This window comes from Streptomyces sp. UNOC14_S4 (assembly GCF_020740835.1).
GTDB lineage: Bacteria > Actinomycetota > Actinomycetes > Streptomycetales > Streptomycetaceae > Streptomyces.
In genome coordinates, this window is the sequence record NZ_JAINFC010000373.1 from 1 (window position 1) to 7649 (window position 7649).

Here is a 7649-nt window from a genome sequence, read left to right on the forward strand (position 1 = left end):
CCTCGACCCCGCCGGGGCGCTGCCCCGGACCCCGCTCCGGCACGGCGGCTGTGACACTTCGCGGCTCCGCCGCGTGGGCGCGACCAACCGCCGACGGCCAGGCGCGCCCCGCCAGGGGCGCGGGGAACTGCGCGATCAGCCGTCGACAACCCGCAGACGCGAACCGGCCCGGGTGGCAACCCGGTAGGCGCACCGGGCCACCGGCCCGCAGACGCGCGCCGGGCGCAAGAGGCAACCCAGTGGGCGAGCGGGCCACCGGCCCGCAGGCGCGAACCGGGCCGGGTCAGAACCCGGCAGGCGCAGACGCAGCAAGCGTCAAACCTTCCGCGGCACCGTGCACCCCTTAGCCCCCGACGTCAGCGACGCACAGGCCGTCGCCTGGCCAGGCGCCGTCACGGCCACCATGGGCGTGTAGCCGTCCGCCGCATGCCCGGCCGCCGAGCCCACCCGGCCCGCCTCGGAGCGGGCCGGTGACGCGCCGTGCGCCTTGGCGTTTATGCGGACGGCGTCCCCGGCCCCGGCGCGCGTTATGCGGCCCCACGCCGCCCCGCAGACCTCGCTGTAGCGGACCTCGACGTACGACGTGCCGACCGTCGCGGAACCGGCCGTCGTCGCGCGGTCGCCCCCGCAGCCCATCGCCTCGGGGTCCTTGCCCGCGCACGCGTCGCCCGCGCACTTCACCCCGGCGGGGAGCGCGGACGGAGCGCTCGTGCCCGGCTGCGGGGCGGACGGCGCCGCCGAGCCGTGGTCCTTGTCGCCCACGCCCAGCAGCAGGACGGCAGCGGCGACGACGAGGAGTGCGCCCACGACGCCGGTGACGAAGAGCGCGGCCCGGCGGCGCGGCGGCCGTCCGCCGGCCCCGTCGCCCCCGGACGGGCCGATCGGGATCGCCTCCGCCCGGTAGTCCGGCGGCTGCGCCGACCGCGGCACGGGAGCCTCCGCCGCCGACACCACCCGCACCCCGTCCGACGACGGCAGCGGCGACGGCGCCGGTACCGACTGGCACAACGGCTCCGAGGGGGCGGGCGCGGGCGCGGGCGGCGGACCGAACTCGCCCAGCGCGGCCCGCGCCTGGGCCACCCGGAGGGCTTCCACCGTCACGTCGTGCCGCAGCTCGGAGCGGCTCCAGGCGCGGTCCGCCAGCTCCCACATCGTGCCCAGGTGCCCGGGGTCGACCCCCGTCGCCCCGGCGAGGGCCTCGACGGCGCCGAGCGGCGGCAGCAGCCGCCCGTTCAGATAGCGCTCCCACGACGTCTTGCTGTAACCGGTGCGGTCCGCTACGGCCCCCAGGCCCATCCCGCTGCGCTCGACGATTCTGCGCAGTTGTTCGGTGAATTCGCGGACCTCTGGATCGAGTTCCTGCGGTAGAGCCCTCCAACGCGGCATTGCCGTCCCCCTGTCCCCCGATGCGCGTTCGTTCGTCAGGTCTCATGTGCCGTGCCCTTCGCGCGTCCGCCCCGCGCGGCCGCGCCACGCACGGCGGCGCCGCGCGGCGGCGGCCCCCTCGCGCCCTCCGCGGTCCCGGAACCGGCTACCCAGGGGGATGCCGCAACTCAGCATGGCAGTTCCCGCCGGAAGGGCGCACGGTCGCAGTCGGTGCGAACGGCTGGCTCGGCATGCGCTCTTGTCACAGATACGGGACAACTGATACGGGCCGGTGATCTTGTCCCGGAACCGTCACCCCCGGGCCACAGCGCGCTGGAAGATCTTGCCCGGCGCGCTCGCGATCATGATTCTCGGAACCGGGCGGTGCCGCGTCTTCCCACGGGGGTGGAAGACGGGGTGCCGTGGCCGCTCCCCGGGGGAGGAGCCCGTGGTCAGCCGACGGCGGCCTCCTCCCCGACGTCCCCGGTGGCCCCGGTGGCCCCGGCGGTCCCGGACGTTCCGAGGCGCTCGCGCAGCTTCCCGTCCAGCGCGTCCATGAACTGCTCCGTGGTCAGCCATGGGGTGTCCCTGGAGATCAGCGACGCCAGGTCCCTGGTCATCCGGCCGCCCTCGACGGTCTCCACGCAGACCCGCTCCAGGGTCCGCGCGAACCGGGTGACCTCGGGGGTGCCGTCGAGCTCGCCGCGGTGGACGAGGCCGCGGGTCCAGGCGAAGACCGACGCGACCGGGTTGGTCGACGTCGGCTTGCCCTGCTGGTACTGCCGGTAGTGCCGGGTGACCGTGCCGTGCGCGGCCTCCGCCTCCAGGGTGCGGCCGTCGGGGGACATCAGCACCGAGGTCATCAGGCCGAGCGAGCCGAAGCCCTGCGCGACGGCGTCCGACTGCACGTCGCCGTCGTAGTTCTTGCAGGCCCACACATAGCCGCCCGGCCGCTTCAGCGCCGCGGCCACCATGTCGTCGATCAGCCGGTGCTCGTAGGTCAGGCCCGCCGCCTCGAAATCCGTCCGGAACTCGGCGTCGAAGACCTCCTGGAAGATGTCCTTGAAACGACCGTCGTACTTCTTCAGGACCGTGTTCTTCGTGGACAGGCAGACCGGATAGCGCCGGTTCAGGCCGTACCGGAACGAGGCGCGCGCGAAGTCGCGGATCGACGCGTCGTGGTTGTACATGCCGAGCGCCACCCCCGGCCCGGGGAACTCGTGCACCTCCAGCTCGACCGGCTCGGACCCGTCCTTCGGGGTGAAGGTCATGGTCAGCGAGCCGGGCCCGGGAATGCGCAGGTCCGTGGCGCGGTACTGGTCGCCGAAGGCGTGGCGGGCGACCACGATCGGCTCCGTCCAGCCCGGGACGAGCCGGGGCACATTGGCCATGATGATCGGCTCACGGAAGATCACTCCGCCGATGACGTCGCGGATCGTGCCGTTGGGCGAGGGGTACATGGCCTTGAGGCCGAACTCCTCGACCCGCGCCTCGTCCGGAGTGATCGTCGCGCACTTCACCCCGACGCCGTGCTCCTTGACGGCGTGCGCGGCGTCGACGGTCACCTGGTCGCTGGTGGCGTCGCGGTGCTCGATCCCCAGGTCGAAGTAGCGCAGCTCGACGTCGAGGTGCGGCAGGATCAGCCTGTCCTTGACGGCGGACCAGATGATGCGGGCCATCTCGTCGCCGTCGAGCTCGACGACCGGGTTGGCTACCTTGATCTTGGCCATGGGAGGAGCCCTCTCGCGCAGCAGCGATCGGCGCTCCCGCGGGCGGGAGCGCCTCGTCACCGCGATCCTCGCGCCGGGCGCCCGGCCAGTCACGTCTCCCACGCGCGTCCCGCCCGGCCGTGCCGCCAGGCGGCGTACGGCCGCCCCCTGCGGGGTGCCGCTCTACACCCCGAAGTGCAGCAGGTCCTCCAGTACCGGGATCTTCAGCCAGGCGTGCGGCTGCGCCATCAGGGTCAGCAGCACGATCGCGAAGCCCAGGACGCCGTACGTGACGATGTCGGTGAAGCGCGAGCGCACGGCGAGCATGCCCACCGACGGGAGCGCCCAGCGCAGCACGGCCCCGCCGAGCATGGCCACTCCGACGATCAGGGTGCCCACCCGGAACACGTCGCACGCGACGAGCAGCAGGCCGACGCCGGTGACGCCCATGACGGCCAGCAGCGGCCACTGCCGGGCCGGTGCGGGCGCGTCACCGGGCGCGGCACGCCCGCCCCCCTCGGGGCGGGCGGTGTCCCGCGTGAGCTGGAAGCGGCGCGACTTGCCGGGGGCGGGGACCACGTCAGCCCGCACGACCGACGGCGCGCTCGGCGGCCTCCACCACGTTGAGCAGCAGCATCGCCCGCGTCATGGGGCCGACACCGCCCGGGTTCGGGGAGATCCAGCCCGCGGTCTCGGCCACGCCCGGGTCCACATCGCCCATGATCTTGCCCTCGCCGTCGCGACTGACGCCGACGTCGAGCACCGCGGCGCCCGGCTTGACGTCCTCCGGCTTGATCAGGTGCCCGACGCCCGCGGCTGCCACGATGATGTCCGCCTGCTTCAGCTGGGCGGACAGGTCGCGGGTGCCGGTGTGGCAGAGGGTGACCGTGGCGTTCTCGGAGCGGCGGGTCAGCAGCAGGCCGATCGAGCGGCCGACGGTGATGCCGCGGCCGACGACCACCACGTGCGCGCCGTTGATCTCCACCTTGTGGCGGCGGAGCAGCTCGACGATGCCGTTGGGCGTGCAGGGCAGCGGGCCGGTCTCGTTCAGGACCAGGCGGCCGAGGTTCGTCGGGTGCAGGCCGTCCGCGTCCTTGGCCGGGTCCATCAGCTCCAGCACGCGGTTGGTGTCGATGCCCTTGGGCAGCGGGAGTTGGACGATGTAACCCGTGCACTCGGGGTTCTCGTTGAGCTCCCGGACGACGGCCTCGATCTCCTCCTGCGTGGCGGTGTCGGGCAGTTCGCGCTGGATCGACGCGATGCCGACCTGGGCGCAGTCACGGTGCTTCCCGGCGACGTACCACTTGCTGCCGGGGTCGTCGCCGACGAGGAGGGTGCCGAGACCGGGGGTGACGCCCCGCTCCTTCAGCGCTTCCACGCGGGTGGTGAGTTCGGACTTGATCGCGGCCGCGGTGGCCTTGCCGTCGAGAATCTGGGCGCTCATGACCCCATACTCCCGGATGGACCGGCACTCGTTCCAATCAGGTCACGTCCTTACGCGCGCCGTATATCGGCCACCGGCGTGTGCCTACGATGATCGGCGCCGCGGCGGCCGTCGCGGCCGTCCCCGTACCACCTGCGCCGATCCGCTCGAAGGACTTACGTGACCTACCCGAACCCTCCCGGCAGCCCCGCCCCTGGTCAGTACCCCGGCTACCCGCAGCAGCCGGGCCAGCCCCCGTACGGCCAGATCCCGCAGCAGCCGGGGCAGCCGTACCCCGGCCAGCAGCCCTACCCGGGGCAGGCGTATCCGGGGCAGCCCGGCGCGCAGTACCCGGGCGGCGGCTACGGCTACCCCGGCCAGGACCCGTACGCCTACGGCATGCAGCAGCGGCCCCCGTACGCGAGCTGGGGCGCGCGCGTGGGCGCGTCGCTGCTCGACGGGCTGATCGGCGGGCTGGCCCCGCTGATCGTGATGATCATCGGCTTCGTGATGATGGTCTCGGGGGTGAAGGAGTCCTGCGACTACGACTACTCCTCCCCGGGTTCCTCGGGACAGCTGGTCTGCACGCACTCGTCGGGCTCGATGACGTCCGGCACGCTCGTGGTCCTCCTCGGCGCCCTCCTCGCGGTCGTGATCTCCCTCGTCATGCTCTACAAGCAGGGCAAGACCGGTCAGACGTGGGGCAAGAAGATCGTGGGCATCAGCGTCCTGCGCGAGCGCGACGGCATGCCGACGGGCTTCGGCATGGCCTTCGTCCGCAACCTCTGCCACATCGCCGACGGTTTCTTCTACCTCGGCTACCTGTGGCCGCTGTGGGACGAGAAGAAGCAGACCTTCGCCGACAAGATCGTCAGCACGGTGGTCGTCCGCGTGAAGTGAGCCGTCGCGTCACGGCAGCGTGAGGCCGCGCCCCGGAATTCCGGGGCGCGGCCTCACGCGTATCAGCTGTCAGTGGAAGAAGTGGCGCGTACCCGTGAAGTACATCGTCACGCCCGCCGCCTTCGCGGCCTCCACGACCTGCTCGTCACGGACCGAACCGCCCGGCTGCGCCACGGCCTTGACGCCCGCCGCGGTCAGCACCTCAAGCCCGTCCGGGAAGGGGAAGAAGGCGTCGGAGGCGGCGTACGAACCGGCGGCGCGCTCCTCGCCCGCCCGCTGCACCGCGAGCCTCGCCGAGTCGACGCGGTTGACCTGGCCCATGCCGACGCCGACGGTCGCGCCGTCCTTGGCCAGCAGGATCGCGTTGGACTTCACCGCGCGGCAGGCGCGCCAGGCGAAGGCCAGCTCGGCCAGTTCCCCGGCGGACAGCGCCTCGCCCGTGGCGAGCGTCCAGTTGGCGGGGTCGTCGCCGTCGGCCTGGAGCCGGTCCTTGGCCTGGACGAGGATGCCGCCCTCGACCGGGCGCGACTCGCCGTGCGCCGCGGGGGCGTCGGCGCAGCGCAGCACGCGGATGTTCTTCTTGCGGGCCAGCACCTCGACGGCGCCGTCCTCGTAGGCCGGGGCGACGATGACCTCGGTGAAGATCTCGGCGACCTGCTCGGCCATGGCGACCGACACCGGGCCGTTGACGGCGATCACGCCGCCGAACGCGGACAGCGGGTCGCACGCGTGTGCCTTGCGGTGCGCCTCGGCGACATCCGAACCGGTCGCGATGCCGCACGGGTTGGCGTGCTTGATGATGGCGACGCAGGGGTCGGCGTGGTCGTGGGCGGCGCGGCGGGCGGCCTCGGTGTCCACGTAGTTGTTGTAGGACATCTCCTTGCCGTGCAGCTGCTCGGCGTAGGCGAGGCCCTTGCCCGTGCCGTCGGTGTAGAGGGCGGCGGGCTGGTGGGGGTTCTCGCCGTAGCGCAGGACCTGCTTGCGCTCGTAGGAGAGGCCGATGAAGTCCGGCCAGGGGCCCTCGTCGGCACCGTAGCCTTCGGCGAACCAGTTGGCGACGGCCGCGTCGTAGGCGGCGGTGTGCTGGAACGCCTCGGCGGCGAGCCGCTTGCGCGCGCCCAGGTCGAAGCCGCCGTCGGCGACGGCCTTGAGGACGTCGGTGTAGCGGCCGGGGCTGACCACGACGGCGACGGACGGATGGTTCTTGGCGGCGGCGCGGACCATCGAGGGGCCGCCGATGTCGATCTGCTCCACGCACGCGTCGGGCGAGGCGCCGGAGGCGACCGTCTCCTTGAACGGGTAGAGGTTGACGATCACCAGCTCGAAGGGCTCGACGCCCAGCTCGGCGAGCTGTTCCCGGTGGCTGTCGAGCCGCTGGTCGGCGAGGATGCCCGCGTGGACGCGCGGGTGGAGGGTCTTCACCCGGCCGTCCAGGCACTCGGGGAAACCCGTGAGCTCCTCGACCTTGGTGACCGGGACGCCCGCGGCGGCGATCCGCCCGGCCGTCGACCCCGTCGAGACGAGCTGGACGCCTGCCGCGTGCAGCCCCTGGGCCAGCTCCTCCAGCCCGGTCTTGTCGTAGACGCTGACCAGCGCGCGGCGGATGGGCCGCTTCGTACCGTTCTCGGCGGTCACGGGATTCTTACCTTTCGTCCCTCTATGCGGTAGCCGTGGCGGGCCAGACGCCCCACGACATCGACGAGCAGCTCGCGCTCGACTTCCTTGATCCGCTCGTGCAGGGCGGATTCGTCGTCCTCGTCCCGGACCTCGACCACGCCCTGGGCGATGACCGGGCCGGTGTCGACGCCGTCGTCGACGAAGTGGACGGTGCACCCGGTCACCTTGGCGCCGTACGCGAGCGCGTCACGGACGCCGTGGGCGCCGGGGAAGCTGGGCAGCAGGGCGGGGTGCGTATTGACGGTCCGCCCCCCGAAGCGGGCCAGGAACTCCTTGCCCAGGATCTTCATGAAACCCGCGGAGACGACCAGGTCCGGCGCGTACGCGGCGGCCGCCCCGGCCAGGGCCCGGTCCCACGCCTCGCGCGTGGGGTGGTCCTGCACCCGGCACACGAAGGTGGGCAGCCCCGCGCGCTCGGCGCGCTCCAGGCCCGCGATGCCGCTCCGGTCGGCGCCCACGGCCACGATCCGGGCGCCGTAGCCCTCGGGGTCGGCGGCGATCGCGTCGATCAGGGCCTGGAGGTTGGTGCCCGAGCCGGATACCAGTACGACGAGACGTGCGGGGGACGCGGGGGG

7 protein-coding genes are annotated in these 7649 nt (G+C 72.9%); 1 reads left to right on the forward strand and 6 read right to left on the reverse strand.

Going from position 1 to position 7649, the window contains the following annotated elements; translation table 11 throughout:
• Positions 1–315: 315 nt before the first annotated feature.
• The 4 genes from K6I34_RS26820 to K6I34_RS26835 form a co-directional block, all read right to left on the reverse strand.
• The gene (locus K6I34_RS26820) at positions 316–1386 is read right to left on the reverse strand and encodes an XRE family transcriptional regulator (protein ID WP_229329454.1); all 1071 of its coding nucleotides are present in this window, start codon (positions 1384–1386) and stop codon (positions 316–318) included.
• A gap of 431 nt (positions 1387–1817) precedes the next feature.
• Entirely contained in the window at positions 1818–3095 is a 1278-nt protein-coding gene (locus K6I34_RS26825) for an NADP-dependent isocitrate dehydrogenase (protein WP_229329456.1), read from the reverse strand.
• Between the two features lie 162 nt (positions 3096–3257).
• On the reverse strand, positions 3258–3665 hold the full coding sequence (locus K6I34_RS26830; RefSeq protein ID WP_229329458.1) for a DUF3017 domain-containing protein: 408 nt from the start codon (positions 3663–3665) through the stop codon (positions 3258–3260).
• A complete protein-coding gene (locus tag K6I34_RS26835; protein ID WP_229329460.1) occupies positions 3655–4518 on the reverse strand; it encodes a bifunctional methylenetetrahydrofolate dehydrogenase/methenyltetrahydrofolate cyclohydrolase in 864 nt (287 codons plus the stop codon). Before K6I34_RS26835 ends, K6I34_RS26830 begins: the two co-directional genes overlap by 11 nt.
• 159 nt (positions 4519–4677) lie before the next feature.
• On the opposite strand from K6I34_RS26835, the gene K6I34_RS26840 reads away from it, so the two are divergent.
• The gene (locus tag K6I34_RS26840; RefSeq protein WP_229329462.1) at positions 4678–5397 is read left to right on the forward strand and encodes an RDD family protein; all 720 of its coding nucleotides are present in this window, start codon (positions 4678–4680) and stop codon (positions 5395–5397) included.
• A 69-nt stretch (positions 5398–5466) separates the two neighbouring features.
• On the opposite strand, the gene purH is transcribed toward K6I34_RS26840, so the two are convergent.
• Positions 5467–7032, reverse strand: coding sequence for a bifunctional phosphoribosylaminoimidazolecarboxamide formyltransferase/IMP cyclohydrolase (gene purH / locus K6I34_RS26845; protein ID WP_229329464.1), 1566 nt, complete (start codon positions 7030–7032; stop codon positions 5467–5469).
• The coding region (gene purN, locus K6I34_RS26850) for a phosphoribosylglycinamide formyltransferase (protein WP_229329466.1) at positions 7029–7649 on the reverse strand (621 nt) is incomplete at its 5' end. The genes purN and purH, both read right to left, overlap by 4 nt.

Excerpts from the sequence above, each read along its gene's own strand:
- K6I34_RS26820 (WP_229329454.1), bottom strand. The coding sequence starts at position 1,386 with ATGCCGCGTTGGAGGGCTCTACCGCAGGAACTCGATCCAGAGGTCCGC.
- K6I34_RS26825 (WP_229329456.1), bottom strand. The coding sequence starts at position 3,095 with ATGGCCAAGATCAAGGTAGCCAACCCGGTCGTCGAGCTCGACGGCGAC.
- K6I34_RS26835 (WP_229329460.1), bottom strand. The coding sequence starts at position 4,518 with ATGAGCGCCCAGATTCTCGACGGCAAGGCCACCGCGGCCGCGATCAAG.